Source organism: Pseudomonas stagnisoli, from assembly GCF_048595745.1.
Classification (GTDB): Bacteria; Pseudomonadota; Gammaproteobacteria; order Pseudomonadales; family Pseudomonadaceae; genus Aquipseudomonas; species Aquipseudomonas alcaligenes_A.
Window position 1 is genome coordinate 1,725,808 of the sequence record NZ_CP184361.1, and the last position, 26,321, is coordinate 1,752,128.

The 26,321-nt window shown below is 64.8% G+C and carries 25 protein-coding genes, 5 tRNA genes and 1 pseudogene; 18 read left to right on the top strand and 13 right to left on the bottom strand.

What is annotated here, in order from left to right; translation table 11 throughout:
* The first annotated feature begins 3 nt into the window (after positions 1 to 3).
* From ACOAPY_RS08380 to ACOAPY_RS08405, 6 genes are read left to right on the top strand one after another with little or no spacing between them, the layout of a single operon-like run.
* Positions 4 to 684: a TenA family transcriptional regulator gene (locus ACOAPY_RS08380; RefSeq protein ID WP_076426049.1), complete on the top strand. Its 681-nt coding sequence runs from the start codon at positions 4 to 6 to the stop codon at positions 682 to 684.
* Positions 671 to 1,468: an SDR family oxidoreductase gene (locus ACOAPY_RS08385; protein ID WP_465156127.1), complete on the top strand. Its 798-nt coding sequence runs from the start codon at positions 671 to 673 to the stop codon at positions 1,466 to 1,468. Before ACOAPY_RS08380 ends, ACOAPY_RS08385 begins: the two co-directional genes overlap by 14 nt.
* Positions 1,465 to 2,109: a hypothetical protein gene (locus tag ACOAPY_RS08390; protein ID WP_465156129.1), complete on the top strand. Its 645-nt coding sequence runs from the start codon at positions 1,465 to 1,467 to the stop codon at positions 2,107 to 2,109. The genes ACOAPY_RS08385 and ACOAPY_RS08390 overlap by 4 nt, the downstream gene beginning before the upstream one ends.
* Before the next feature lie 9 nt (positions 2,110 to 2,118).
* Positions 2,119 to 2,781: a response regulator gene (locus ACOAPY_RS08395; RefSeq protein ID WP_465156130.1), complete on the top strand. Its 663-nt coding sequence runs from the start codon at positions 2,119 to 2,121 to the stop codon at positions 2,779 to 2,781.
* Complete coding sequence (locus tag ACOAPY_RS08400; RefSeq protein WP_465156133.1) at positions 2,778 to 4,148, top strand: ATP-binding protein; 1,371 nt, start codon at positions 2,778 to 2,780, stop codon at positions 4,146 to 4,148. The genes ACOAPY_RS08395 and ACOAPY_RS08400 overlap by 4 nt, the downstream gene beginning before the upstream one ends.
* A gap of 36 nt (positions 4,149 to 4,184) precedes the next feature.
* Positions 4,185 to 4,490, top strand: a complete 306-nt coding sequence (locus tag ACOAPY_RS08405) for a DUF5629 family protein (protein WP_465156134.1) — start codon at positions 4,185 to 4,187, stop codon at positions 4,488 to 4,490.
* Between the two features lie 33 nt (positions 4,491 to 4,523).
* Here the strand turns inward: ACOAPY_RS08405 and ACOAPY_RS08410 are convergent, their stop codons facing one another.
* The 8 genes from ACOAPY_RS08410 to ACOAPY_RS08445 all read right to left on the bottom strand — a co-directional run bounded on the left by ACOAPY_RS08410 (position 4,524) and on the right by ACOAPY_RS08445 (position 12,458).
* Positions 4,524 to 4,883 (bottom strand): hypothetical protein, encoded by a 360-nt coding sequence (locus tag ACOAPY_RS08410; RefSeq protein ID WP_076579053.1) that lies wholly within the window; start codon positions 4,881 to 4,883, stop codon positions 4,524 to 4,526.
* Complete coding sequence (locus tag ACOAPY_RS08415) at positions 4,871 to 5,992, bottom strand: ankyrin repeat domain-containing protein (RefSeq protein ID WP_465156136.1); 1,122 nt, start codon at positions 5,990 to 5,992, stop codon at positions 4,871 to 4,873. Before ACOAPY_RS08415 ends, ACOAPY_RS08410 begins: the two co-directional genes overlap by 13 nt.
* Positions 5,993 to 6,140: 148 nt before the next feature.
* Complete coding sequence (gene sstT, locus ACOAPY_RS08420) at positions 6,141 to 7,352, bottom strand: serine/threonine transporter SstT (RefSeq protein ID WP_465156138.1); 1,212 nt, start codon at positions 7,350 to 7,352, stop codon at positions 6,141 to 6,143.
* A 218-nt stretch (positions 7,353 to 7,570) separates the two neighbouring features.
* Positions 7,571 to 8,272 carry an ABC transporter ATP-binding protein gene (locus tag ACOAPY_RS08425; RefSeq protein WP_076579049.1) on the bottom strand — a complete coding sequence of 234 codons (702 nt, stop codon included), beginning with the start codon at positions 8,270 to 8,272 and terminating at the stop codon, positions 7,571 to 7,573.
* A 3-nt stretch (positions 8,273 to 8,275) separates the two neighbouring features.
* Complete coding sequence (gene livG, locus ACOAPY_RS08430; protein WP_465156139.1) at positions 8,276 to 9,043, bottom strand: high-affinity branched-chain amino acid ABC transporter ATP-binding protein LivG; 768 nt, start codon at positions 9,041 to 9,043, stop codon at positions 8,276 to 8,278.
* A complete protein-coding gene (locus ACOAPY_RS08435) occupies positions 9,040 to 10,299 on the bottom strand; it encodes a high-affinity branched-chain amino acid ABC transporter permease LivM (protein ID WP_465156141.1) in 1,260 nt (419 codons plus the stop codon). Before ACOAPY_RS08435 ends, livG begins: the two co-directional genes overlap by 4 nt.
* Positions 10,296 to 11,219, bottom strand: coding sequence for a high-affinity branched-chain amino acid ABC transporter permease LivH (livH, locus tag ACOAPY_RS08440; RefSeq protein WP_076426039.1), 924 nt, complete (start codon positions 11,217 to 11,219; stop codon positions 10,296 to 10,298). The genes ACOAPY_RS08435 and livH overlap by 4 nt, the downstream gene beginning before the upstream one ends.
* 117 nt (positions 11,220 to 11,336) lie before the next feature.
* Positions 11,337 to 12,458 carry a branched-chain amino acid ABC transporter substrate-binding protein gene (locus ACOAPY_RS08445; RefSeq protein ID WP_465156142.1) on the bottom strand — a complete coding sequence of 374 codons (1,122 nt, stop codon included), beginning with the start codon at positions 12,456 to 12,458 and terminating at the stop codon, positions 11,337 to 11,339.
* Between the two features lie 315 nt (positions 12,459 to 12,773).
* On the opposite strand from ACOAPY_RS08445, the gene ACOAPY_RS08450 reads away from it, so the two are divergent.
* Together ACOAPY_RS08450 and ACOAPY_RS08455 are read left to right on the top strand one after the other, a co-directional pair.
* Positions 12,774 to 13,091, top strand: a complete 318-nt coding sequence (locus ACOAPY_RS08450) for a DUF2288 domain-containing protein (RefSeq protein WP_465156144.1) — start codon at positions 12,774 to 12,776, stop codon at positions 13,089 to 13,091.
* Between the two features lie 66 nt (positions 13,092 to 13,157).
* Entirely contained in the window at positions 13,158 to 13,517 is a 360-nt protein-coding gene (locus ACOAPY_RS08455) for a DUF5064 family protein (RefSeq protein WP_465156145.1), read from the top strand.
* Positions 13,518 to 13,910: 393 nt separating this feature from the next.
* Here the strand turns inward: ACOAPY_RS08455 and ACOAPY_RS08460 are convergent.
* Together ACOAPY_RS08460 and ACOAPY_RS08465 are read right to left on the bottom strand one after the other, a co-directional pair.
* Positions 13,911 to 13,986 (bottom strand) — tRNA-Asn (locus ACOAPY_RS08460).
* 69 nt (positions 13,987 to 14,055) lie between these two features.
* A complete protein-coding gene (locus ACOAPY_RS08465; RefSeq protein WP_465156147.1) occupies positions 14,056 to 15,252 on the bottom strand; it encodes an amino acid aminotransferase in 1,197 nt (398 codons plus the stop codon).
* A 166-nt stretch (positions 15,253 to 15,418) separates the two neighbouring features.
* Here ACOAPY_RS08465 and uvrB point away from each other — a divergent pair, with 166 nt between their 5' ends.
* Both uvrB and ACOAPY_RS08475 read left to right on the top strand, forming a co-directional pair.
* Positions 15,419 to 17,434, top strand: a complete 2,016-nt coding sequence (gene uvrB, locus ACOAPY_RS08470) for an excinuclease ABC subunit UvrB (RefSeq protein WP_465156148.1) — start codon at positions 15,419 to 15,421, stop codon at positions 17,432 to 17,434.
* A gap of 92 nt (positions 17,435 to 17,526) precedes the next feature.
* Positions 17,527 to 17,991 (top strand): annotated as a pseudogene (locus tag ACOAPY_RS08475) (REP-associated tyrosine transposase).
* 85 nt (positions 17,992 to 18,076) lie between these two features.
* Here the strand turns inward: ACOAPY_RS08475 and ACOAPY_RS08480 are convergent.
* From ACOAPY_RS08480 to ACOAPY_RS08490, 3 genes are read right to left on the bottom strand one after another with little or no spacing between them, the layout of a single operon-like run.
* Positions 18,077 to 18,970, bottom strand: coding sequence for an EamA family transporter (locus tag ACOAPY_RS08480; protein ID WP_465156150.1), 894 nt, complete (start codon positions 18,968 to 18,970; stop codon positions 18,077 to 18,079).
* A 29-nt stretch (positions 18,971 to 18,999) separates the two neighbouring features.
* A complete protein-coding gene (locus ACOAPY_RS08485; RefSeq protein WP_465156151.1) occupies positions 19,000 to 20,550 on the bottom strand; it encodes an MDR family MFS transporter in 1,551 nt (516 codons plus the stop codon).
* On the bottom strand, positions 20,540 to 21,589 hold the full coding sequence (locus ACOAPY_RS08490) for an HlyD family secretion protein (protein WP_465156153.1): 1,050 nt from the start codon (positions 21,587 to 21,589) through the stop codon (positions 20,540 to 20,542). The genes ACOAPY_RS08485 and ACOAPY_RS08490 overlap by 11 nt, the downstream gene beginning before the upstream one ends.
* A gap of 103 nt (positions 21,590 to 21,692) precedes the next feature.
* Between ACOAPY_RS08490 and ACOAPY_RS08495 the strand changes: the two genes are divergently transcribed.
* The 8 genes from ACOAPY_RS08495 to ACOAPY_RS08530 all read left to right on the top strand — a co-directional run bounded on the left by ACOAPY_RS08495 (position 21,693) and on the right by ACOAPY_RS08530 (position 26,272).
* Positions 21,693 to 22,607, top strand: coding sequence for a LysR family transcriptional regulator (locus tag ACOAPY_RS08495; protein WP_465156155.1), 915 nt, complete (start codon positions 21,693 to 21,695; stop codon positions 22,605 to 22,607).
* A 27-nt stretch (positions 22,608 to 22,634) separates the two neighbouring features.
* The gene (gltX, locus tag ACOAPY_RS08500; RefSeq protein ID WP_465156157.1) at positions 22,635 to 24,116 is read left to right on the top strand and encodes a glutamate--tRNA ligase; all 1,482 of its coding nucleotides are present in this window, start codon (positions 22,635 to 22,637) and stop codon (positions 24,114 to 24,116) included.
* Between the two features lie 112 nt (positions 24,117 to 24,228).
* A tRNA-Ala gene (locus ACOAPY_RS08505) sits at positions 24,229 to 24,304 on the top strand.
* Between the two features lie 47 nt (positions 24,305 to 24,351).
* Positions 24,352 to 24,427, top strand: a tRNA-Glu gene (locus ACOAPY_RS08510).
* 43 nt (positions 24,428 to 24,470) lie between these two features.
* Positions 24,471 to 24,546 (top strand) — tRNA-Ala (locus ACOAPY_RS08515).
* Positions 24,547 to 24,594: 48 nt separating this feature from the next.
* Positions 24,595 to 24,670 (top strand) — tRNA-Glu (locus ACOAPY_RS08520).
* A gap of 167 nt (positions 24,671 to 24,837) precedes the next feature.
* Positions 24,838 to 25,377 carry a TetR/AcrR family transcriptional regulator gene (locus ACOAPY_RS08525; protein WP_465156159.1) on the top strand — a complete coding sequence of 180 codons (540 nt, stop codon included), beginning with the start codon at positions 24,838 to 24,840 and terminating at the stop codon, positions 25,375 to 25,377.
* Between the two features lie 40 nt (positions 25,378 to 25,417).
* Positions 25,418 to 26,272, top strand: a complete 855-nt coding sequence (locus tag ACOAPY_RS08530; RefSeq protein WP_465156161.1) for an alpha/beta fold hydrolase — start codon at positions 25,418 to 25,420, stop codon at positions 26,270 to 26,272.
* Positions 26,273 to 26,321 lie beyond the last annotated feature (49 nt).

The following is a 26,321-nucleotide window of genomic DNA, read 5'->3' on the forward strand; positions in this document are numbered from 1 at the left end:
CCCATGAAATTTTTCGACCAACTGCAGGAAGCCACCCGCGAAGACCGCGAAGCCCTTTACGCCGTGCCGGTGATCCGCGAGGCGCTGGCCGGCCAGGTCGGCCTGGAAGGCTATGTCGCCTTCCTGACCCAGGCCTACTACCACGTGCGCCACACCGTGCCGCTGATGATGGCCTGCGGCGCGCGCCTGCCGTCCTCGCTGGAGTGGCTGCGCAAGGCGGTGTGCGAATACATCGACGAGGAATACGGCCATGAGCAGTGGATCCTCAATGACATCGCCGCCTGCGGTGGCGACGCCGAGGCCGTGCGCCTGGGCCAGCCGAGCCAGGCCATCGAGCTGATGGTCAGCTACCTGTACGACACCATCGCCCGTGGCAACCCGGTCGGCCTGTTCGGCATGGTCAACGTACTCGAGGGCACCAGCATCGCCCTGGCCACCCAGGCTGCCGGCACCATCCAGCAGCGCCTGGCCCTGCCGCCGCAGGCCTTCAGCTACCTGACCTCGCATGGCGCCCTGGATATCGGCCACATGCAGCATTACCGCGAGCTGATGAACCGCCTGGAGCGCGACGAGGACAAGGCGGCGGTCATCCACGTCAGCAAGGTGGTCTATCGCCTGTACGCCGACATGTTCCGTGGCCTGCCGCGCACGGTGCAGAACGAGGTGCAGCATGCGCTTGCCTGAGTGCCGTGCGGTGCTTACCGGAGCCAGCGGCGGTATCGGCCTGGCTCTGGCCGAGCGGCTCTGCGCCGGCGGCGCGCAGCTGATCGCGGTGACCCGTCAGGAGGAGGCGTTGAGCGAGCTGCGCGAGCGTTACCCCAAGCAGGTGCGGGTGGTGGCGGCCGATCTCGGCAGCGCCAGCGGCCGCCAGGCAGTGGTGGATGCCGCGCGCGCGCTCGGCGGGGTCAACCTGCTGATCAACGCGGCCGGGGTCAACCGCTTCGCCCTGCTGGAGCAGCTGGATGATCAGGCGGTGGCCGAGCTGCTGGGCCTCAACCTGGTTGCCACCATCCAGCTGACCCGCGGCATGCTGCCGCTGCTGCGTCAGCAACGGCAGGCGCTGCTGGTCAATGTCGGCTCCATCTACGGCTCCATCGGCTACCCCGGCTATGCCACCTACTGCGCCAGCAAGTTCGCCCTGCGCGGTTTTTCCGAGGCGCTGCGCCGGGAGATGGCCGACACCGGCGTAGGTGTGCTCTACGTGGCGCCGCGCGCCACTCGTACCCCGATGAACAGTGCGCAGGCGGTGGCCCTGAACAGCGCCCTGAAAGTCGCCATGGATCCACCGGAGAGCGTCGCCGACGCGGTACTGCGCGCCATCGAACTGGACCGTAGCGAGCTCTACCTGGGCTGGCCGGAAAAATTCTTCGTTCGCCTCAACGGCCTGCTGCCGAGTCTGGTGGACAAGGCGCTGCGCAAGCAGCTGCCGCTGATTCGTCAATTCACTCACAAGGAGATGCGCCCATGAAACGCCTGCTGACCCTGATGCTCGCCGCCGCGCTGAGCCTGCCCGCCTGGGCCCTCGACGAAGCGGGGCAGGCGCGCCTGCACGCGGTGCAGACACGCTGGGCCGAGATCCAGTACCAGTTGCCCGAGGCCAAGCGCGAGGCGGCGCTGGAGAAGCTGGCGGCCGAAAGCGCCGCGTTCACCCGCGAACAGCCACAGGCGGCGGAAGCCTGGGTCTGGCACGGTATCGTCACCAGCAGCTGGGCTGGGGCCCAGGGCGGTCTGGGCGCGCTGGGCAAGGCCAAGGACGCCAAGGCCTATCTGGAGAAGGCCATCGCCCTCGATCCGGACGCGCTGCAGGGTTCGGCCTACACCAGCCTGGGCACTCTGTATGACCGCGTGCCGGGCTGGCCCATCGGCTTCGGCGACGAAGACAAGGCCGACCAGTTGCTGCGTCAGGCGCTGCAGGTCAATCCCGAGGGGATCGACAGCCTGTACTTCTGGGGTGACCATCTGCTGCGCCAGGGGCATTATGTCGAGGCAAAGGCAGCCCTGGAGAAGGCCAAGCAGGCCGCGCCGCGACCGGGTCGCGAGCTGGCCGACAGTGGCCGGCAGGGCGAGATCGACCAGTTGCTGCTGGAAGTGAACAAGAAACTCAATTGAGGAGGCGGGATGCGCTTGCTGCTGGTCGAGGACGACAAGGCCCTGGGGGAGGGTTTGCGCCTGGGGCTGCGCCAGGAAAGCTACACGGTGGACTGGCTGGAGGACGGCGCCAGTGCGCTGCACGCCCTGCTCAGCGAGGACTTCGACCTGCTGGTGCTGGACCTCGGCCTGCCACGCATGAGTGGCCTGCAGGTGCTGCGCGAGCTGCGGCGCAGCGGCTCGGCACTGCCGGTGCTGATCCTCACGGCGCGTGATGCCACCGAGGACCGCATCGCCGGGCTGGATGCCGGCGCCGATGATTACCTGGTCAAACCCTTCGACCTCGATGAGCTCAAGGCCCGCCTGCGCGCCCTATTGCGCCGCAGCGCCGGGCGCGCCGAGCTGCGCATCGAGCACGCCGGGGTCAGCCTCGACCCGTCCAGCCAGCAGGTCAGCTACCAGGGCAAGCCGGTGCCGATGACGCCCAAGGAGTACCTGCTGCTGCACGAACTGCTGTCGCAGCCGGGCAAGGTACTGACCCGCGAGCGCCTGGCCCAGCTGCTCTACGGCTGGGACGAGGAGGCCGAGAGCAACACCCTCGAAGTGCACATCCACCACCTGCGCAAGAAGCTGTTCAGCGGCCTGATCCGCACTGTGCGCGGCGTCGGTTACCTGGTCGAGGAGCAGTCATGACCTCGATGCGCCGCCGCACCCTGGCCCTGGTGCTGGGGTTGATGCTGCTGGGCACGCTGGCGATGACCCTGTTCAACTACTTCGACAGCACCCATGAGGTCGAGGAAATCTACGATGCCCAGCTGGCGCACAGTGCACGCCTGCTGCAGGGGCTGATGCGCACGCCGGTGCGTGAGGACGAGCGCGCCGGCCTGTACCGGGCCTTCAACGAGGCGCTGGCGCAGGCCGGGCAGCGCAGCAAGCCCGGCCACCCCTACGAGAGCAAGCTGGCCTTCCAGGTCTGGAACGCGCAGGGCCATCTGCTGGTGCATAGCGCGGGCGCACCGCAGCTGAACGAGCCCGAGCTGGCCGAGGGGTTCGCCACCCTCGAACTGGGCAAGCACAAATGGCGTGGTTTCCTGCTGCGCGACAGCGCGCATGGGCTACTGATCTGGACCGGCGAGCGTGACGACGTGCGCCGCGAGCTGGTGACCAGCATCGTGCGCCACACGCTGTTCCCGACCCTGCTCGGTAGCCTGCTGCTCGCCGCGCTGCTGTGGTGGGCGATTGGCTGGGGCCTGGCGCCGCTGCGTAATATGGCCGCAGTGATTCGCGCCCGGCATGCCGACTCGCTGGAGCCGCTGCAGCTCGAACCGTTGCCCAGCGAACTGGCGCCCATGCAGGCGGCACTGAACCGCCTGCTGGGGCAGATCGAACAGCTGCTGGAGCGTGAGCGGCGCTTTATCGCCGATGCCGCGCATGAGTTGCGCACGCCGCTGGCGGTGCTGCGCGTGCACGTGCAGAACGCTACCCAGGCGCGCGATGAGGCGCAGCGCGAGCAATCGCTGGGTTACCTGCTCGGCGGCATTGACCGTGCCACCCGGGTGGTCAACCAACTGCTCACCCTGGCGCGCATGGAGCCGCTGCTCGAACGCGGCGAGATGGCCCAGGTCGACGTGCTGGCGCTGGTGCGCGAGACCCTGGCCGAGCTGACCCCCTGGGTACTCAAGCAGGGCCTGGAGCTGGACCTGGAGGCCGGGGAGGGCGATTACCGTCTGAATGCCGACCCCGGCAGTCTGGGCATCGCCCTGCAGAACCTGGTGACCAACGCGGTCAATCATTCGCCGGCCGGTGGCAGGCTGCATGTGCGTCTGAGCGCCGATGCGCAGCGTCTGCTGCTGCAGGTCGAGGACCAGGGGCCCGGCATTCCCGCCGAGGACATCGAGCGGGTCTTCGAACGTTTCTACAGTCGCGGCACTGTCCAGGGTGCCGGGCTGGGGCTGGCGATCGTGCAGAGCATCGCCCGCCGGCATGCCGGCCAGATCCGCCTGCGCAACCTCGACAGCGGGGGTCTGCAGGCCAGCCTGGAACTGCCGCGCAGCGCCTGACGTATCATGGCGGTCTTTGCCGACCCGGAGAGCGAAATGACCGAGACCACCAGCCTGCTGCACGAACTGGAACAGGCCGACATGCTGCTGATCGATGGCCTGCATGCCTGGCAGTTCGAGCTGGATGAACAGGGCCAGCTGAGCGTCGAGTGCATGGACGGCCGCACCCGTCGCCTGTGGCGCTTCAGCGCCGCTGCCGTGGCGGCCGCCCGCCCGGGCGCGGCGCCGGACGCCTGGCATATCGAGGATGCCGAGGGCGCGCACGAACTGATCTGCCTGGGGGCGATCAGTGCCGACAATGACGACGAGGCCAGCGATGTGGAGCCGAATGATGCCTCGTGAGCCCTTGTGGGCGTCTCGTGCCGTCGAATGGGATCAGTACACGCCCGAATCGTTGCACACCAGTTCGTCGCTGGCGGCCACCGCGTAGCAGATCATCTTCTCGTCCTTGTAGGGCAGCACCAGGCTATAGCCCGGCTTGCCGTTGACCAGCAGTTGCTGAGCCTTGGTATCCCAGTCGATGCGCACTTCGTTGCCGCTGTCCCAGTTCCAGTGGGTAAGGAAGTACTGGTCGGTAGCCGCACAGGTGGTCACCGCGCAGGCGCCCTGACTCTTCAGTTCGCCGCTCTTGTAGTAGTAACAGGTGCCGCGGCCTTCGCCGCAGCCGGCGTGCGCGGTGCCGGCGCACAGCAGTGCCAACGAGGCGGCGGTCAGCGTGTGTTTCAGTCCCACCATAGTTGTACCGCCTGGTGTGTCTGCAGCCAGCGCTGCAGGGCCTTGAGGCCGAAGTGTTTGTCACTCGCTGCGAGCCCCTGCAGCAGTGCCTGCATGTCCGGTGGCAGGTTGTCCTGCTCGGCGAGAAGGGCGAACCCGCTCAATGCATCCGGGCAGAATTTGGCGATTTCCCTGGCGAGCTTGCCAAGATCTTCAGGCAGGCGCTCGAACTGCAGGGTGAAACGGTCGGTGGCCACGTCGAGAAGATGGATGCCGTACTCCTTGTCCCAGCGTTGCAGGCGTTTGACGATGGCCTCGGTGTCCAGGCCGTAATCCGTAGCTTGGGTGTAGTGGCGGTAGAGGTCGAGGTATTTGGCCTTGGCTCCGCCATTCAACGCCGCCTTGGGAATCGGTTTGCGCTCGGCTCCAGGGTGTTGCGCGGCCAGCCAATCGGCCGCGGCATGGTGGCCGCCTTCGCGTGCATACCAGGCGGCTGTCATGCAGCCGTCGGCACCATCGACGGCTCGGCACACATCGGCGCCATGCCGGACCAGCAACTGCAGCATCGCCAGCTGGCCGCGATTGGCCGCACTCATCAGGTGGGTCATGCCGTGCTCGCCGGCGTCCCGCCCCTCGACGCTGGCACCTCGTTGCAGCAGCAGGTCGGCGATTTCGCCGTGGCCGTTGTACAGGGCGGCGCCAAGCGGCGAAGCCGGAGGTCCCTCCAGCGGGCAGCCGTCGTCCAGCAATGTCCTCACCGCCAACAGCTGGCCGGCCGCTGCTGCGTCTTCCAGGACGAAAAGCTCCTCGCCGCGGCGGTCGGCGCCCGCCGCTTCGAGCAGTTCGCGAATCTTGCGGTACTCGCGCTCCACCACGCGGTCGTGGCGGCGGGTCAGGCAGGTCTGCCAGGGCGTCAGGCCCTCGGCGTCGGCCAGGTCGGGATCGGCGCCCAGCTCCAGTAGCAGAGCCACCACCTTGGGGTAACCCATGCCGCCGCCGATGGCCTCGGTCAACGGGGTATGCCCGCTGCCATCCAGCGCGTTGGGATCGGCACCTGCGGCATGGCGCTGGCGAATGCCGTCGAGGTCGAACCAGTAGGCGCCCAGCAGTATGGGGTCGGCGGCGTGCATCGGACTCTCCTTGTGTGCAGGCTGAGAGCGCTTTTTGCCACAGCCTGCGTACGGCGGGAAGCGAGCGCTGCACATTCGGGCAATCACGATGAAAATCCGCAGGTAAAAGAAAGCCGCCTCGCGGGCGGCTTTCTGCGCAGCGTTGCCGTCAGGCCTTGTCGCGCGCCATGCAGGCGGCGGCGGTGAACAGCACGTCGGTGGAGGAGTTCAGTGCCGTTTCGGCGCTGTCCTGCACGATGCCGATGATGAAGCCGATGGCGACCACCTGCATGGCCACGTCGGCGGGGATGCCGAACAGGCTGCAGGCCAGCGGGATCAGCAGCAGCGAGCCGCCGGCCACGCCCGAGGCGCCGCAGGCGCACACTGCCGAAACCACGCAAAGCAGGATGGCGGTAGCCAGGTCGACCTGGATGCCGAGGGTATGCGCTGCGGCCAGGGTCAGCACGCTGATGGTGATGGCCGCGCCGGCCATGTTGATGGTGGCGCCGAGCGGGATGGATACCGAGTAGGTGTCCTCATGCAAGCCCAGGCGTTCGGCCAGCTGCAGGTTGACCGGCACGTTGGCCGCCGAGCTGCGGGTGAAGAAGGCAGTGACGCCGCTCTCGCGCAGGCAGGTGAACACCAGCGGGTAGGGGTTGCGGCGGATCTGGCTGAACACGATCAGCGGGTTGATCACCAGGGCGACGAACAGCATGCAGCCGACCAGCACGATCAGCAGGTGGGCGTAGCCGGCCAGGGCCTTGAGACCGGCGTCGGCGAAGGTGGTGGCAACCAGGCCGAACACGCCCAGCGGGGCGCAGCGGATCACCACTCGGACGATCAGGGTCACACCGTGGGACAGGTCGGCGAACATCGCGCGGGTGCTGTCACTGCCATGACGGATGGCGATACCAATGCCGATGGCCCAGGCCAGGATGCCGATGAAGTTGCCTTTGAGCAGGGCGTTAACCGGGTTGTCCACCACATTCAGGGCCAGGCTCTTGAGTACCTCGGCGATGCCGCCAGGCGGTGTGGTGCCGGTGGCTGCATCATGCAGCGCCAGAGTCGAGGGCCACAGGCTGCTGGCGATCACCGCGACGATAGCGGCGGCCAGGGTGCCGATCACATAGAGCAGCAGGATCGGTCGGATATGGGTGGGCTGGCCCGGCTTGTGGTTGGCGATGGCCGAGGCCACCAGAATGAACACCAGCACCGGCGCCACGGCTTTCAGTGCGGAGATGAACAGGGTGCCGAGGAAGCCGACTTCATCGGTGGCCTGGGGGACGAGCAGGGCGAGAGCGATACCGGCGACCAGGCCGATGGCGATCTGCAGGACCAGGCTGGTGCGGTTGAGCAGTTGAACGAGGGGACGAAGGATCATGGGTGATGGTTCCTGTGATTCGACGGGAAGCCGATGGGCTACCCCGTTGGGCGGCTGGCCGGGTTGGCGGCTGCCGGTTTCCGTGAGCCTCTCGGGTAACGATAGGCGCAGAAAGGAAGGCGGCGATTCTAATGGCCAAGAGGCCAGGGTGGTCGCCTTTGGTCGGCTCAATAAATAGAAACGGCCCACGAGGGGCCGTTTGCTTCAGGCCAGGTGCGTCAGCCGCCGAGATAGGCGTCGCGTACCTTGGGGTCGACCAGCAGGTCGGCGCCGGTGCCTTGCATGACGATCCGGCCGTTCTCCAGCACATAGGCGCGATCGGCCAGCTTGAGCGCCTGGTTGGCGTTCTGCTCGACCAGGAACACGGTCACGCCATCCTTGCGCAGCTGTTCGATGATGTCGAAGATCTGCTGGATGATGATCGGCGCCAGACCCAGCGACGGCTCGTCGAGCAGCAGCAGCTGCGGCTTGCTCATCAGTGCACGGCCGATGGCGAGCATTTGCTGCTCGCCGCCGGACATGGTGCCGGCGCGCTGGTCGTAACGCTCCTTCAGGCGCGGGAACAGGTGCAGGACCTTGTCCAGTTGCTCCTGGTTGTCCGCCTTGTTGCCGAAGAAGCCGCCCATGGCCAGGTTCTCCTCGACGGTCAGACGGGCGAACACGCGGCGGCCTTCCGGCACGACGGCGATGCTCTTGCGCATGATGTCGTAGGACTCCTGGCCGACCAGTTCCTCGCCCATGTAGCGGATGCTGCCGCTGGCCGCGCGCGGCGAACCGCACAGGGTCATCAGTAGGGTCGACTTGCCGGCACCGTTGGCGCCGATCAGGGTGACGATCTCGCCTTTTTCGACCTCGATGCTGATGTCGTGCAGGGCCTGGATCTTGCCGTAGAAGGTGGAGACGTTTTTGAAACTCAGCATGGATTACGCCTCCCCCAGATAGGCTTTGATCACATCCGGGTTGTTGCGGATCTGTTCCGGCGTGCCGTTGGCCAGGGGGGTTCCCTGGTTGATCACGTAGATGTGGTCGGAAATGCTCATGACCAGGTGCATGTCGTGCTCGATCAGCAGCACGGTCACGTCATGGTCGTTGCGCAACATGCCGATCAGCTGCTTGAGATCCTCGGTTTCCCTGGGGTTGAGACCTGCCGCCGGCTCGTCGAGCATGAGGATGCGCGGGCGCGTCATCATGCAGCGGGCGATTTCCAGGCGGCGCTGCTGGCCGTAGGCCAGGGTGCCGGCCGGACGGTTGGCCACCTCGGTCAGGTTGACCTGGTCCAGCCAGTGCGCCGCGTACTCCATGGCCGTCTTCTCGCTGCGGCGAAAGCTCGGGGTCTTGAGCAGGCCGGCGAGGAAGTTGGTGTTGAGGTGACGGTGCTGGGCCACCAGCAGGTTTTCCACCGCAGTCATTTCCTTGAACAGGCGAACGTTCTGGAAAGTCCGTACCACCCCCTTGCGGGCGATCTTGTGGCCGGGCAGGTGCTGGATCGGCTCGTCGTCGAGCAGGATCACGCCGCCGGTGGGCTGGTAGAAGCCGGTCAGGCAGTTGAACACCGTGGTCTTGCCGGCGCCGTTCGGGCCGATCATCGAGACCACCTGCTTGGGTTGCACGGTCAGGGCGACATTGTTGACGGCCAGCAGGCCGCCGAAGCGCATGGTCAGCCCGCTGACTTCAAGAATCGGGCGGCTCATGGTTTCAACTCCAGGTGCGGGCGTTGCATGGGCAGCAGGCCCTGCGGACGCCAGATCATCATCAGTACCATCAGCGCACCGAACATGAGCATGCGGTACTCGCTGAATTCACGCATCAGTTCCGGCAGCAGGATCATCACCACGGCGGCGAGGATGATGCCGAGCTGCGAGCCCATGCCGCCCAACACGACGATGGCGAGGATGATCGCCGACTCGATGAAGGTGAAGGACTCCGGCGTGACCAGGCCCTGGCGCGCGGCGAAGAAGCTGCCGGCGAAACCGGCGAAGGCGGCGCCGAGGGTGAAGGCGGACAGCTTGATCACGGTCGGATTCATGCCCAGTGCGCGACAGGCGATCTCGTCTTCACGCAGGGCTTCCCAGGCACGGCCGATCGGCATGCGCAGCAGACGGTTGATCACGAACAGGGTCAGCAGCACCAGCAGCAGGGCGATCAGGTAGAGGAAGATCACCTTGTTGATGCCGTTGTAGGCAATGCCGAAGTATTCGTGGAAGGTCTGCATGCCCTCGGCGGCGCGGCGCTCGAACGACAGGCCGAACAGGGTCGGCTTCTCGATGTTGCTGATACCGTTCGGGCCGCCGGTCAGCTCGGTCATGTTGCGCAGCAGGATGCGAATGATCTCGCCAAAACCGAGGGTGACGATGGCCAAGTAGTCGCCGCGCAAGCGCAGTACCGGGAAGCCGAGCAGGAAGCCGAAGAACGCGGCCATCAGGCCGGCGATCGGCAGGCACATCCAGAAGCTCAGGCCGTAGTAGTGCGACAGCAGCGCATAGCTGTAGGCGCCTACGGCGTAGAAGCCCACGTAACCCAGGTCCAGCAGGCCGGCCAGGCCGACCACGATGTTCAGGCCGAGGCCGAGCATCACGTAGATCAGGATCAGGGTGGCGATGTCCACGGCGCCGCGGCTGCCGAAGAACGGCCAGGCCAGGGCGACCACGATCAGGCCGAGGATGATCCAGCGCTGGGTGGAGGGCAGGGTGAGGAAGTTGCTGGCACCGGCTGGCAGTTTCGGCAGGCTGGGCGCACCGGCCATGGCGCTGCCCAGACGATCACGGAACAGCTGCCAGAAGAACATGGCCACGGCTGCCGCGGCGATGGTCCAGAGTACGGCCGGGCTGGCACCGTGCACTTCCAGTTTGATGCCGACGGTGGTCAGTTTCAGACCGAGTACCGGGTAGGCCACGGCCAGCACCAGCAAGGCGCTGAAGAAGGCGGTCTTGAGGTTCTTGGTATTCATACTTTCTCGACCTCCGGACGGCCGAGGATGCCGGTCGGACGGAACAGCAGCACCAGTACCAGCAGGCTGAAGGCCACCACGTCCTTGTACTGGTCACCGAAGATGTCGGCACCGAAGGCTTCGGCCACGCCCAATACTAGCCCGCCGAGCATGGCGCCCGGGATACTGCCGATACCACCAAGCACCGCGGCGGTAAACGCCTTGATGCCGGCGAGGAAGCCGATGTGCGGGTTGATCACACCGTATTGCATGCCCAGCAGTACCGCGGCCACGGCGGCCAGGCTGGCGCCGATGACGAAGGTCAGGGCGATGATGTTGTTGGTGTTGATGCCCAGCAGGTTGGCCATCTTGATGTCCTCGGCGCAGGCGCGGCAGGCGCGGCCCAGGCGGGACTTGGAGATGAACAGGGTCAGGCCGTACATCACCAGGAAGGTGACGACGAAGATCAGGATCTGCATGTAGGAGATCACCACGCCATTCATGGTGCTCTCGCCGAACACGATGTTGCCGGGGATCAGGTTGGGAATGGCCTTGTCTTTCGAATCCTGCGCAAGGAGCACTTCGTTCTGCAGGAAGATCGACATACCGATGGCCGAGATCAACGGGATCAGGCGGTTGCTGCCGCGCAATGGCCGGTAGGCCACCCGTTCGATGCTGTAGCCGTAGGCGCTGGCGACGATGATGCTGGCGGCGAAGGCGCCGATGATCAGCAGGGGTAGGCTGTCCAGCCCCATCATGGTCAACCCGGCGATGACGATGAAGGCCACATACGAGCCAATCATGTACACCTCGCCGTGGGCGAAGTTGATCATGCCGATGATGCCGTAGACCATGGTGTAGCCGATGGCGATCAGGGCATAGGTGCTGCCAACGGTCAGACCGTTAACCAGCTGTTGCAGGTAGTGATAGAGCTCAGGCATTACCTAACTCCTCGGCGCGGTCCGTGAAGCGGCGCTTGTGACGCGACGGATGGCCGGAAAACTCGATAAAACAAAGCCCACTGCTTGCGCAGTGGGCTTTGGGTTCAGGCGGGAAGCTTACTTGGCTTCGGTTTTGGTACCGTCCTGGTGCCACTCGTAGACCACGAAGCTGAAGTCCTTCAGGTCACCCTTCTCGTCGAAGCCGAGGGTGCCGGTCGGGGTCTCGAAGCTGTTGGCGCGCAGCGCGGCAGCGACTTTGTCGGTGTCGGTGCTGCCGGCCTTCTTCATGCCTTCAGCCATGACTTGTACGGCGGCGTAGGCCGGGAACACAAACGGGCCGCTCGGGTCCTGGTTCTTGGCCTTGAAGGCCTCGACCAGTGCCTGGTTCTTCGGATCCTGGTCAAAGGACTTCGGCAGGGTGACCAGCAGGCCTTCGGAGGCCGGACCGGCGATGGCGGAGATTTCCTTGTTACCCACGCCTTCCGGACCCATGAACTTGGCCTTCAGGCCTTTCTCGGCGGACTGACGCAGCAGCAGGCCCAGCTCCGGGTGGTAGCCGCCGTAGTAGACGAAGTCGACGTTGGCTTGCTTGAGCTTGGAGATCAGCGAGGAGAAGTCCTTGTCGCCAGCGTTGATACCTTCGAACACAGCAACCTTGGTACCTTTGCCTTCCAGGGTCTGCTTGACCGCGGTGGCGATGCCTTCGCCGTACTGCTGCTTGTCGTGAACCACGGCAACAGTCTTCGGCTTGACCTTGTCAGCGATGAAGTTGCCGGCGGTCGGGCCCTGCAGGCTGTCCAGACCGATGGTACGGAATACCAGCTGGTAGCCGCGAGCGGTGATGTCCGGGCTGGTGGACGCTGCGGTAATCATCAGAATGCCTTCGTCTTCGTAAATGTCGGACGCCGGCTGAGTGGAGCTGGAGCAGAGGTGGCCCACGACGTACTTCACGTCGTCGTTGACGATCTTGTTGGCAACGGCCACGGCTTGCTTCGGATCGCAGGCGTCGTCGTACTTCACGCCTTCGAGCATCGCGCCGTTCACCCCGCCGGCCTTGTTGATCTGCTCGATGGCCATTTCGGCACCGATGAACTGCATTTCGCCGTACTGGGCAACGGCTCCGGTCACCGGACCGGCCAGAGCGATCTTGATGGTGTCAGCAGCCATCGAATAGCTGGCGGCGCCGGCCAGGGCCATAGCGGCAAACAGCTTGGTCACTTGCTTGGTAGCCTGTTTCATAGTGCTCCACTCTTATAGGTGTTGTTCGTTCTTGTAATCCATGCGGCCAAAGCTGCAGGACCGGTTCAGGATTCCCGGCCACGCTCCCCCGGCAACTGTACCGGCACAGTGTAGAACCCTGTTTCGCGGCTTGAAAAGCACGCATTTAGAAGCATGGTAGGGGGGTGTCGCTTAATTGAAATAAACGTACAGAATAACGGCGGGCTTTTTCAGTGACTGCTAGGTCCTTCTGCGGCGGGATATTCGAGGTTGGACTTGCCTGCGGAAAGGTCGGCGCTATGATGCGCGCCGTGTACTTTCTACCCAGAACGAGCCATGACTGAACCAGTAAGCACCCTTTATGCCAAGCTTCTTGGCGAGACGGCCAGGATTTCCTGGGCTGAACTGCAGCCTTTCTTTGCCCGCGGCCAGTTACTCTGGGTCGCCGCCTCGCTGGACCTGGTGGAGGTCGCGCAGGCTGTGGCCGAGGACGATCGGGTAAAGGTTTCCACTTGGCTGCAAGCAGGGCAGGTGGCCAAGGTCGAGGAGACGCTGGCACAGGATTTTCTCGCGCGTGACCCGGAGTTGTGGGCCGTCGTGGTGTCACCCTGGGTGCTGATCCAGGAGCGCGGAGTGGGTGCGCAGTTGCACTGATTGAGGTCACTTATGCATCGCAATGCTGGTCTAGAATGAGCTATCCGACCAGCAAGGAGAGGCGTCATGTTTGAACCGGGGCATCTACACCGAGCCAGTCTGCCTGGCCAGATCGATTATTCCGTGGATCTCTTCTACGAGGTGCGCCGAGACCCTCAGGAGGGGCAGATGGTGCACTTCCGCATGGAGGGACAGATCCTCGGTAGGGCGTTCAAGGACGAGTTCGAGTTGCATCGTGATACGGCGTTCAACTTTGCCAGCGTCGCGTCGCGAATGGCTGCCAAGCATGGCCTGCCAACCAATCACTCGTTGATCATGCGTGGCCATGATGAGTTCGATCGGATGTTCAACGATATTCGCGAGAAGCTCGGTGCCAAGCCTGGTGAGGCGGTCGACTTCGACCATCTGGAGAAGGATGGGCTCTGAGTCCATCAGTTAAATAAGAAGCCCCGCAATGCGGGGCTTCTTATTTGTTCGCGGAGGCGAGAATCCGGTAGGAAACGAAAAACGGGTTTTTCGAATTGGGCCTCGCGACCCAGGCTCGACTGCACCAGCGCGCCCCGAAGGGATGAGGCTGCAGGCCGAATAACCGGGGACGCAGTCCCTGGCGAGAGTCCGCAGGCAATAAAAAAGCCCCAGGTTTTCACCTGGGGCTTTTGAATTTGGCTCCGCGACCTGGACTCGACGGCGCCAGCCGAACGCGCGCAAGCGCGGCCCCGAAGGGGGGAGGCCGCAGGCCGAATAACCGGGGACGCAGTCCCTGGTGAGAGTCCGCAGGTAATAAAAAAGCCCCAAGTTTTCACCTGGGGCTTTTGAATTTGGCTCCGCGACCTGGACTCGAACCAGGGACCCAATGATTAACAGTCATTTGCTCTACCGACTGAGCTATCGCGGAACAGCGGTGCGTATCCTACTGATTAAAAAGGGGAAGTCAACACTTTGAAAGCGACTTCCCCGATTTGTTTCAGAGCACCTGGACGATGGCCCGGGTGACGGCGTCCAGATTGCTGCGGTTCAGCGCGGCGACACAGATGCGACCGGTACCGACGGCATAGATGCCGAAATCGGTCTTCAGGTGCTCGACCTGCTCGGCGGTCAGGCCCGAGTAGGAGAACATGCCGCGCTGGCGGGCAACGAAGCTGAAGTCACGCTTGGCGCCAAGGGCGGCCAGCTGCTCGACCATGGCCAGGCGCATGTCGCGGATGCGCTCGCGCATCTCGCCCAGCTCCTGCTCCCACAGGGCGCGTAGCTCGGGGCTGTTGAGTACGCTGGCGACTACGGTGGCACCGTGGGTCGGCGGGTTGGAGTAGTTGGTGCGGATCACGCGCTTGGCCTGCGACAGCACGCGGCCGGCTTCGTCCTTGCTGGCGGTGACGATGGACAGCGCGCCGACACGCTCGCCATACAGCGAGAAGGACTTGGAGAACGAGCTGGACACGAAGAACGGCAGGCCGGACTCGGCGAACAGGCGCACGGCGAAGGCGTCCTGATCGATGCCCTCGCCGAAGCCCTGGTAGGCGATGTCGAGGAAGGGCACGTGCTCGCGCTCGCGCAGCACTTCCAGCACGGCTTTCCAGTCGTCCAGGCTCAGGTCGACGCCGGTCGGGTTGTGGCAGCAGGCGTGCAGCACAACGATGGAGCGGGCCGGCAGGTTCTGCAGGTCTTCCAGCAGGCCTGCGCGGTTCACGCCGTGGGTCGCAGCGTCATAGTAACGGTAGTTCTGCACCGGAAAACCGGCGGACTCGAACAGCGCGCGGTGGTTTTCCCAGCTCGGGTCGCTGATGGCGACCACGGCGTTCGGCAGCAGGCGCTTGAGGAAGTCGGCGCCGGTTTTCAGCGCGCCGGTACCGCCGACGGCCTGGGTAGTGACCACACGGCCTTCGGCCAGCAGGGCGGAGTCCGCGCCGAACAGCAGCTTCTGCACGGCGCTGTCGTAGGCGGCGATGCCCTCGATCGGCAGGTAGCCGCGTGGCGCGTGGGCCTCGATGCGTGCTTTCTCGGCCTCGGCCACGGCGCGCAGTAGCGGAATTCGCCCCTCCTCGGTGAAGTAGACGCCCACGCCCAGATTGACCTTGTTCGGACGGGGGTCGGCGTTGAAGGCTTCATTCAGGCCCAGGATCGGGTCGCGCGGCGCCATTTCGACGGCGGAGAACAGACTCATGATTGCGGCGGTCTCGGAGAGGAGAAGGTTGGAATGCGGCAACGCCCGCTAGGGGTTGCATAAAGGGGCCGCTATTATAGCCACCCCGGTTGTGCGCGGCGACAGCGCCAGCGCGCAATTCCAAGCTTTGACGCTCGCCGCGGCGGCGCGTCACAGAGGATCGATCATGTCGCAGTTTCAGCTCGTCACCCGCTTCAAGCCCGCCGGCGATCAGCCCGAGGCGATCCGCCAGATGGTCGAGGGCCTGGAAGCCGGCTTGTCGCACCAGACCCTGTTGGGCGTGACCGGCTCGGGCAAGACCTTCAGCATTGCCAACGTGATCGCCCAGGTGCAGCGGCCGACACTGGTGCTGGCGCCGAACAAGACCCTGGCGGCGCAGCTGTATGGCGAGTTCAAGAGCTTCTTCCCGAACAACTCGGTCGAGTATTTCGTCTCCTATTACGACTACTACCAGCCGGAGGCCTACGTACCGGCCTCGGACACCTTCATCGAGAAGGACGCCTCGATCAACGACCACATCGAACAGATGCGTCTCTCGGCGACCAAGGCGCTGATCGAGCGACCGGACGCCATCGTCGTCGCCACCGTCTCCTCCATCTACGGCCTGGGTAGCCCGGAGGAGTACCTGAAGATGGTTCTGCACATCGACCGTGGCGACAAAATGGACCAGCGCGCGCTGCTGCGCCGCCTGGCCGAGCTGCAGTACACCCGTAACGACATGGATTTCGCCCGCGCCACCTTCCGCGTGCGCGGCGACGTGATCGATATCTTCCCGGCCGAATCGGACCTGGAGGCGATCCGTGTCGAGCTGTTCGACGACGAAGTGGAGAGCCTGGCGGCTTTCGATCCGCTGACTGGCGAGGTGATCCAGAAGCTGCCGCGCTTCACCTTCTACCCCAAGAGCCACTACGTGACCCCGCGCGAGACCCTGCTGGAGGCGGTGGAGCACATCAAGGTCGAGCTCAAGGAGCGCCTGGACTACCTGCGCACCAACAACAAGCTGGTGGAGGCGCAGCGCCTGGAGCAGCGCACCCGCTTCGACCTGGAGATGATCCTCGAGCTGGGCTACTGCAACGGCATCGAGAACTACTCGCGCTACCTCTCCGGCCGCGCGCCGGGCGAGCCGCCGCCCACCCTGTACGACTATCTGCCGGCCGAGTCGCTGCTGGTGATCGACGAATCCCACGTCACCGTTCCGCAGATCGGCGCCATGTACAAGGGCGACCGTTCGCGCAAGGAAACCCTGGTCGAGTACGGCTTCCGCCTGCCTTCGGCGCTGGACAACCGACCGATGCGCTTCGAGGAGTGGGAGGCGGCCAGCCCGCAGACCATCTTCGTCTCCGCCACACCCGGCCCTTACGAGGCCGAGCACGCTGGGCGGGTGATCGAGCAGGTGGTGCGTCCCACTGGCCTGGTCGATCCCGAGATCGAGGTGCGCCCGGCGCGTACCCAGGTCGACGACCTGCTGTCGGAAATCCGCAAGCGCGTAGCGGTCGAGGAGCGGGTGCTGGTCACCACCCTGACCAAGCGCATGGCCGAGGACCTCACCGACTACCTGGCCGACCACGACGTCAAGGTGCGCTACCTGCACTCGGACATCGATACGGTGGAGCGGGTGGAGATCATCCGCGACCTGCGTACCGGCGCCTTCGACGTGCTGGTGGGCATCAACCTGCTGCGCGAGGGCCTGGATATGCCCGAGGTGTCGCTGGTGGCCATCCTTGATGCCGATAAGGAAGGCTTCCTGCGTAGCGAGCGCTCGCTGATCCAGACCATCGGCCGCGCCGCGCGCAACCTCAATGGCAAGGCCATCCTCTATGCCGACAACATGACCGGCTCGATGGAGCGCGCCATCGGCGAGACCGAGCGGCGGCGCAACAAGCAGCTGGCCTTCAACGAGGCCAACGGCATCGTGCCCAAGGGGGTCAAGAAGGATATCCGCGACATCCTCGAAGGCGCCGTGGTGCCCGGTGCACGCAGCAACAAGCGCAAGGCAGCGGCCAAGGCGGCAGAGGAGAGCGCCCGCTACGAGGCCGAGCTGCGTTCACCAAGCGAGATCACCAAGCGCATCCGCCAGCTGGAAGAAAAGATGTACCAGTTGGCCCGCGACCTGGAGTTCGAGGCCGCCGCGCAGCTGCGCGACGAGATCCAGAAGCTGCGCGACCGCCTGCTGCAGGTCTGATTCACCTCTGTGGGAGCGACCTTGGTCGCGATCGGATTGCCGCCCAGCCGCTCCCACAGGGTTGCTTATAATTCTTGAAGAGGAGGACAAGGATGCCCGTCGCTCGCAAGCCCGCCAGCCATCGCCTGCGCCTCGGCCGTTACTCCGAGCTAGGGCGCATTTATCTGCTGACCACCAATACCCACGGGCGACACCCGTTATTTGCCGATCTTCATCTGGGCAGGCTGGTCGTTCGGGAAATGCGAGAAGTGCAAGAGCGGGGCATGGCCGAAACCCTGGCCTGGGTGTTGATGCCGGATCATCTGCATTGGCTCGTGCAATTACAGGATTTGGGGCTGAGTGAGTTGATGCGCAGGATGAAGTCGCGCAGCTCTTATGCAATCAAGCGAGCGACTGAACTGGAAGGGCAGGTCTGGTAGTCTGGCTATCACGATCGTGCCTTGCGGCGAGATGAGGATCTGCTGTCTGTCGCACGTTATGTAGTGGCGAATCCATTGCGGGCTGGCTTGGTGAATAGGCTGGGTGACTATCCGCACTGGGATGCAGTTTGGGTCTGAGGACTTCCTGTGGGAGCGACCTTGGTCGCGACAAGGCTGCTGCAAGGGCATCGCGGCCAAGGCCGCTCCCACAGGCGTATGGAGCTTAGCGCCGTCCGAAGATGATCATCGACACCCCGACCAGCACCGCCGCGCAGGCCATGCCGGCGGATAGGCTCAGGCGTTCGTCGAGGATCAGGTAGCCGAGCAGCAGTGCCACCACCGGGTTGACGAAGGCGAAGGTCGACACCAGGCTCGGCTTCACTTCGCGCAGCAGCCAGAAATAGGCCGGGTACACGCCGAGGCTCACCGGTAACACCAGATAGGCCAGCCATAGCCAGCTGGCGCCGCTCAGCTCGCCGAGCTGCAGGGTCTGCCAGTCGCCATGCCAGAGGCCCAGAACGCCCAGCACCAGTGCGCCGATCAGCATCTGCAGGCCCAGCCCGGTGGCCGGTGAGGCAAAGGGCGCGCGCTGGCGCAGCCACCAGGCGCCGACGGCCCAGAGCAGGGTGGCCAGCAGCACCAGGGCGCCGGACAGCCACTGCATGGGGCCGGCCGCTGCGCTCAGGCCGCCGCCCATCAGCAGGACGATGCCGGCACTGGCGATGGCCAGGCCAAGCACCACCCAGAGTGGCGGGCGGTCCTGCAGTAGCCACTCCAGCAGCACGCTCCACAGCGGCAGCGAGGCATAGAGAATGGCCAGCATGCCGGTCGGCAGGTGCTGGTTGGCGTAGATCAGCGCGCCCTGGCCGACCGCGATCAGCAGCAGGCCGCCGATCAGCGCACCGCCCCAGTCGCTGGATTGCACGCGCAGCCCGCCTCGCATCGCCACCCACAGCAGGGCCAGCAGGCCGGCCAGGCAGAAGCGCAGGGTGCCGATGACGAAGGGCGGCAGCTCGCGCAGGAGGAAGTGGTTGGCCAGGTAGGTGGTGCCCCAGCCGATATAGATGACAAGGAAGGCGCCGATCAGCAGGAACGAGCGGTAACGCGAGGCAGGCATGGTGCAACCAGAGGCAGGAGGCGGCGGGCTCAGTGTGCCGCGCCACCGGTGGCGCCGGCGGGCAGTTTGCGGGTCAGCAGCACGGCGAGCATGCTGATGGCCAGGGTAATGCCGACGAAATGGAAGGCGTCATTGTAGGCCATGATACTGGCCTGCTGATGCGTTATCTCGCTCAGCTTGCCCAGCGCCGCCTGCGAGCTGCCGAGCTGTTCGGTGAGCAGGGCCAGGCGTTCGTCCACCTGCGGATTGCCGGGTACCAGGGCTTCGCGCAGGTAGTCGAAGTAAGTCTTGGCGCGGCTGTCGAGCAGGGTGGCGAGCAGGGCGATGCCAATGGCGCCGCCCAGGTTGCGCAGGATGTTGAACAGGCTGGAGGCGGAGCCGGCGTCCTGCGGCTGGATGTAGGCGGTGGCGATCAGCGAGATGGTCACCATGATCATCGGCTGGCCGAGGGCGCGGATCAGCTGGATATGGTTGAACTGCTCGCCGGCGAAGTCCGGATTGAGCGTGCCGGAGAAAAAGCTGGAGGCGCCGAACAGGGCGAAGCCGATGGCGCACAGCCACTTCGGCGAGATCACCTTCATCAGTTGTGGCACCAGCGGGATGAGGAACAGCTGAGGCAGGCCCATCCACATGATCACCTCGCCGATCTGCAGGGCGTTGTAGCCCTGGATCTGCGCCAGGTACAGCGGCAGCAGGTAGATCGATCCGTAGAGGCCGAGGCCCATGCCCATGCTGGAGATGCTGGTGAGGCCGAAGTTGCGCTCGCGCAGAATGCGCAGGTTGATCAGCGGGTTGTCGCGCGACAGCTGCAGGATGACGAACAGCACCAGGCTGATAGCTGCCACGCTGCCCAGGCCGACAATCAGGCTCGACTCCAGCCAGTCCTTGCGATGACCTTCCTCGAGGAACACCTGCAGGCAGCCCAGGCCCAGGCCCAGGGTGACGATGCCGGCATAATCGGTGCTTTTCAGCAGTTCCCAGTGTGGCGCCTTCTTCTCCAGGCCATACATCAGCCCGGCGATCATCAGCAGGCCGGGTGGCACATTGATGTAGAAAATATATTCCCAGCCCCAGTTCTCGGTGAGCCAGCCGCCGAGGGTCGGGCCGATGGACGGAGCGAAGGTGGCGGTAATGGCGAACAGCGCCATGCCCTTGGCCCGGTGATGCTCGGGCAGCTTGATCAGGGTCATGGTGAAGGCCAGCGGGATCAGCGCGCCACCGGTGAAGCCCTGCAGGGCGCGGAAGGCGATCATGCTCTCCAGGCTCCAGGCCATGGAGCAGAGCAGCGAGGAGATCAGGAAGCCGACGGACACCCATACCGCCAGGCGCCGGGCTGAGAGCAGCTGCACCAGCCAGGCGGTGAGCGGGATCATGATGATCTCGGCTACCAGGTAGGAGGTGGAGATCCACGAGCCTTCCTCCAGGGTGGCCGACAGCGCGCCCTGGATGTCCTTGAGCGAGGAGTTGGTGATCTGGATGTCCAGCACCGCCATGAAGGCGCCGAGCATGGCGCTCATCACCGCGATCCAGTCGCGCCGGCTCGGCTCGCCGACCGGGCGGGTCAGTGCATCAGCCGCCATGGCGGGCGTCGCTGGCGATATCCACGCTCACTTCCACGGACATGCCGGGACGGATCTTGCCGGCCAGCGGATTGTCGGCGGCGAAGGTCAGCTTGACCGGGATGCGCTGCACCACCTTGGTGAAGTTGCCGGTGGCGTTGTCCGGCGGCAGCAGGCTGAACTGCGCGCCAGAGGCGGCGAACAGGCTGTCGATGCGGCCGTCGATGGGCGTATCCGGATAGGCGTCGAAGATCAACTCGGCGCTCTGGCCGACCTGCATCCGGCCGATCTGGGTCTCCTTGAAGTTGGCCTGCACCCAGATGGCGTCGTTCGGCACGATCGACAGCAGGTAGGCGCCGGCCTGCACCACCTGGCCTTCACGCGCCGAGCGCTGGCCGATGGTGCCGCTGATCGGAGCGTGGATCTCGGTGCGCGCCAGGTTCAGCTCGGCCTGGGCGATTTCCGCGCGAGCATTGGCGATCTGCGCATCGAGGCGCTTGATATCGGCCTGCAGGGCATCTACCTGCTGGCGCTGGGCGGCCAGGTCGGCCTCGGCCTTGGACAGCTGCGAGCGGGCGACGCGGCTGTCGGCGGACAGGGTGGTGACCCGTTCTTCGGAGACGTAGCCCGGCTTGCGCAGGGTCTGCGCACGGGACAGGTCGATCTGGGTGCGGCTCAGCGTGGCCTGCCCGGCGGCCACATCGGCCCGGCTGGCGGCGATCAGGCTGGCCTGCTGATCCAGGCGGCTCTGTGCCTGGGCCAGTTCCGCCTCGCGCGTGGCCAGGGCGGCGCGGGCGCGTTCCAGGGCCAGCTGGGAATCGGCGGCCTCCAGGGTTAGCAACAGCTGGCCTTTTTCCACGTGCTGGTTGTCCGCCACCAGCACGTGCTCGATACGTGCGCCCAGCTGGCTGGAAACCCGGGTGATCTCACCCTGAACGTAGGCGTTGTCCGTGCTTTCGTGGAAGCGCCCGACCAGCAGCCAGTGGCCGAACAGGCCGGCGGCGATCAGGGTGAGGAGGACGACGAAGACGGACAGGCGGCGTTGCAACTGGGCGGGCATGGCGGACTCAAACTGCTGGCAGAGTGTAAGCAAATTTAACAATGTTGCTGTTAAGTGAGTAGACGGTAGAATTCGCAAACTTTGTTGCTTATGGGGAACAATAATGGGGCTGGATGATGCCTTGATCTTCACCCGTGTGGTGGAGTGCCACAGCTTCACCCAGGCGGCGCAGAGCCTGGGCATGCAGAAGTCCACGGTGAGTCGGCGTATCGCTCTGCTGGAGGAGCGGCTCGGTGTGCGCCTGCTCAATCGCACCACGCGCAAGCTGCGCCTGACCGAGGTAGGGCAGGCTTATTACGAGCGCTGCCGGCAGATCATGCTCGACTTCGCCGAAGCCGAGCAGGCGGTGATGCAGTTGCAGCAGGCGCCTTCCGGATTGCTGCGCATCACCGCGCCCATCGAGTTCGGCCAGTTGTTTCTGGGGCGGGTGCTGGGCGAGTTCATGCGCCAGTACCCGCAGATCAGTGCCGAGGTGGAGCTGACCTCGCGCGATGTCGATCCGCTGGAGGAGGGCGTCGATATTGCCATTCAGGTTGGCCAGCCGCGCGACTCGACGCTGATCGCGCGCAAGCTGTTCGAGAGTCGTCGCCGCCTGTGCGCCAGTCCGGCCTACCTGGCGCAGCACGGCACGCCGCGCACTGTTCAGGAGCTGGCCGGGCATCGCGCCGTCCACCTGCCGGTGGATTCCCCGCGGCACTGGCCGCTGCTGGGCGAGAGCATCGCCTGCCAGCGCGTGCTGGCCTGCAACAACATCACCCTGGCGCGTGAGGCGGCGCTTGCCGGTGCTGGGATTGCCGCATTGCCGGTGATGATCTCCGAGGCGGCGGTACAGGACGGTGAGCTGATCGAGTTGCTACCCGAGGCGCGCCTGCCCACCGGTGAGCTGTATGCGGTTTATCCGTCGCGACGTTTCCAGGCGATGAAGGTCAAGGCCTTTCTCGACTTCCTCATCAGCAGCCTGCCTAAGACCGGGCTGCTGGAGCCAGCGGGCGCCGGCCTGCTAACATCGCGCCTTTGAATCACTCCTTCGTTTCCGAGACTTGTCATGACCAAAGTCCGCACCCGCATTGCGCCGTCGCCGACCGGTGACCCGCACGTCGGCACTGCCTACATCGCCCTGTTCAACCTGTGCTTCGCCCGCCAGCACGGCGGCGAGTTCATTCTGCGCATCGAGGACACCGACCAGCTGCGCTCGACCCGCGAGTCCGAGCAGCAGATCTTCGATGCCCTGCGCTGGCTGGGTATCGAGTGGAACGAAGGTCCGGACGTCGGCGGCCCGCATGGCCCTTACCGGCAGAGCGAGCGTGGTGCGATCTACAAGAAGTACTCGGACGAGCTGGTCGCCAAGGGCCACGCCTTCCCCTGCTTCTGCTCCGCCGAGCGCCTGGACCAGGTGCGCGCCGAGCAGATGGCGAAGAAGGAAACCCCGCGCTACGACGGCCACTGCATGCACCTCGCCCCGGAAGAGGCGCAGCAGCGCATCGCCGCCGGCGAGTCGCACGTGGTGCGCATGAAGGTGCCGAGCGAAGGCGTGTGCGTGGTACCGGACATGCTGCGTGGCGACGTGGAGATCCCCTGGGATCGCATGGACATGCAGGTGCTGATGAAGGCCGACGGCCTGCCCACCTACTTCCTGGCCAACGTGGTCGACGACCACCTGATGGAGATCACCCACGTCCTGCGCGGCGAGGAGTGGCTGCCGTCGGCGCCCAAGCTGATCAAGCTGTACGAGTACTTCGGCTGGGAGCAGCCCAAGCTCTGCTACATGCCGCTGCTGCGCAATCCGGACAAGTCCAAGCTGTCCAAGCGCAAGAACCCCACCTGCATCACCTTCTACGAGCGCATGGGCTTCATGCCCGAGGCGCTGCTCAACTACCTGGGGCGCATGGGCTGGTCGATGCCGGACGAGCGCGAGAAGTTCTCGCTGGCCGAGATGATCGAGCACTTCGATCTGTCGCGCGTCTCCCTCGGCGGGCCGATCTTCGATATCGAGAAGCTGTCCTGGCTCAACGGTCAGTGGCTGCGCGAGTTGCCGGTTGAACAGTTCGCCCAGCGCGTGCAGGACTGGGCCTTCAATTCGCAGTACCTGATGCAGATTGCTCCGCACGTACAGCAGCGCGTCGAAACCTTCAGCGATATCGCGCCGCTCTCCAGCTTCTTCTTCAGTGGCGGCGTGCAGCTTGATCCTGCGCTGCTGGCGCACAAGAAGCTGTCACCGGACCAGGTGCGCCAGGCGCTGCAGCTGGTGCTGTGGGAGCTGGAGGCGTTGCGCCAGTGGGACAAGGAGAAGATCACCGCCTGCATCCAGTTCGTCTGCGAGGGTCTCGGCCTCAAACTGCGTGACCTGATGCCGCTGATCTTCCCGGCCATCACTGGCAAGGCCAGCTCGGTTTCGGTGCTGGACGCCATGGAAATCCTTGGCGCCGACTTGTCGCGCTTCCGTCTGCGCCTGGCCGTCGAGCTGCTCGGCGGTGTCAGCAATGGCGAGAGCAAGGAGTGGAAGAAACTGCTGGAAAGCTTCCGCTGAGCAGGGTTCGAGGGTAAGTGTTTGTTCTTTCGACGAAAAATATTCGAGTCGAATGAAAAATAGTGTTGACAGCATGGGCCCTCGAACCTAATATGCGCCCCGTCCAAGCGACGGGGCTATAGCTCAGCTGGGAGAGCGCTTGCATGGCATGCAAGAGGTCGACGGTTCGATCCCGTCTAGCTCCACCAAATTGCCACCGAATGAATTCCAGCGCATTCGGGTAAATGAAGGATTTGTCCCCTTCGTCTAGTGGCCTAGGACACCGCCCTTTCACGGCGGTAACAGGGGTTCGAGTCCCCTAGGGGACGCCACTTCACGCAGTGTTCGCACTGCACGTCGAGAGACGCAAAATCCGGGGCTATAGCTCAGCTGGGAGAGCGCTTGCATGGCATGCAAGAGGTCGACGGTTCGATCCCGTCTAGCTCCACCAATCACTGACAAGGCCAGCCTAGTGCTGGCCTTGTTCTTCGAAGGTTATGTCCCCTTCGTCTAGTGGCCTAGGACACCGCCCTTTCACGGCGGTAACAGGGGTTCGAGTCCCCTAGGGGACGCCACTTTCTTTCCGCGTTTTGCGGACTTCAAGGGTCATTCTTCGGAATGGCCCTTTTGTTTTTCCATCTCCCGAATTTTCCCTGGCGGCCGGCGACAAGCGGTCGATCAAGCCGCTTGCCTAAATTTATTATGCTCATAATATTATATGCGTAATATTTCGGAGGTCGCTATGCAGGACAAAAAGGTCAGGACCCGTGGGCGAATCCTCGATGCGGCTTCTGCCGCGCTGATCCAGCGTGGCCCGCTGGAGCCTAGCGTCGGCGAGGTAATGGGCGCGGCTGGGCTCACCGTTGGTGGCTTCTACGGTCATTTCGAGAGCAAGGAGGCGCTGATGCTGGAGGCGTTTAGCCAGTTGCTCGGGCGTCGTCGGCAACTGCTGCAGCAGCTGGACGACAGCCTGGATGCCCAGGAAAGGAGGGTGCTGGTCGCAGCCTTCTACCTGTCGCGTAAGCATCGCGATGCCTCTACCGATGCCTGCCCGCTGCCGAGCACGCTGGGCGAGATGGGGCGTTTGCCAGAGTCGTTCCGGGCTGTGCTGGCCGAGCACATCGAGCTGATGGTGGCCCAGCTGGCCGGTAGCCCTGAAGACGCCGACAAGGTGCTGGCCGACTTGGCCCTGATGATCGGTGGCCTGTCCCTGGCGAGGGCGCTGGGCGATGGCGAGTTGTCCGACCGAGTTCTGCGTGCCGCCAAATCGGCGGTGGTGTGAGTGTGCCCGCGTGGCGGGTCGTGAGATGAGGAGACACAAGATGAGTGCTATGAGCTGGATTCGTGGCTTCAACGCCACGGTTGGTCGCCTGGCCCCGGATCTCGCGGCCAGCAAGATGCACCGGGCCTTTCTGACACCGCGCGAGCTGCCGCCACGCGACTGGGAGCTGCCGCTGTTGGCGGAGGCTGAGCGCATCACCCTGCGTTTCGGTTTGTCTGCCCTGCGCTGGGGGCAGGGTCCGGCGGTGCTCCTCGTGCATGGCTGGGAGGGGCGTCCGACCCAGTTTGCCGAGCTGATTCGCGCCCTGGTGCGCGCCGGCTATGGTGTGGTCGCCCTGGATGCGCCGGCGCATGGGCGTTCACCCGGACACGAGGCCAACGTCGTGCTGTTCGCCCGCGCTCTGCTGGAGGCGGCGGGTGAATTGCCGCCGCTGCGGGCGGTGATCGGCCATTCGCTGGGTGGCGCCAGTGCCTTGCTGGCCACCCAGCTGGGCCTGCGCACCGAGGCGCTGGTGACCATCGCCGCGCCGGCGCGCATCCTCGGTGCATTGCGTCGTTTCGCCCACTTCGTCGGGTTGCCCCGGCAGGCGCGGGCGCGCTTCGTGCGCATGGTCGAACAGAGCGCCGGCATGCCGGCAGCGCAGCTCGACGTGGAGCGTTATCGCCTGGACTTTCCGGGGCTGGTGGTGCACGCCGAAGACGATCCCATGGTGCCCTATGGCGAGGCGCAGAACATCCACGCGGCCTGGCCCGGCAGCCGCCTGCTGCGCCTGGAAAGCGGCGGTCACAGCAAGCCGCTGGGCGATCGGCAGGTGGTCGAGGCCGTGCTGGAGTTGCTCGGCAGCGCCGACCTGCAAAGCGTCGCCAACCGCCGCATACGGGCTGCCGCATCCTGAGTGCCAGGCGCTGCGCCGGCCCTAACGCGGTACACTCCCTTTCATGTGC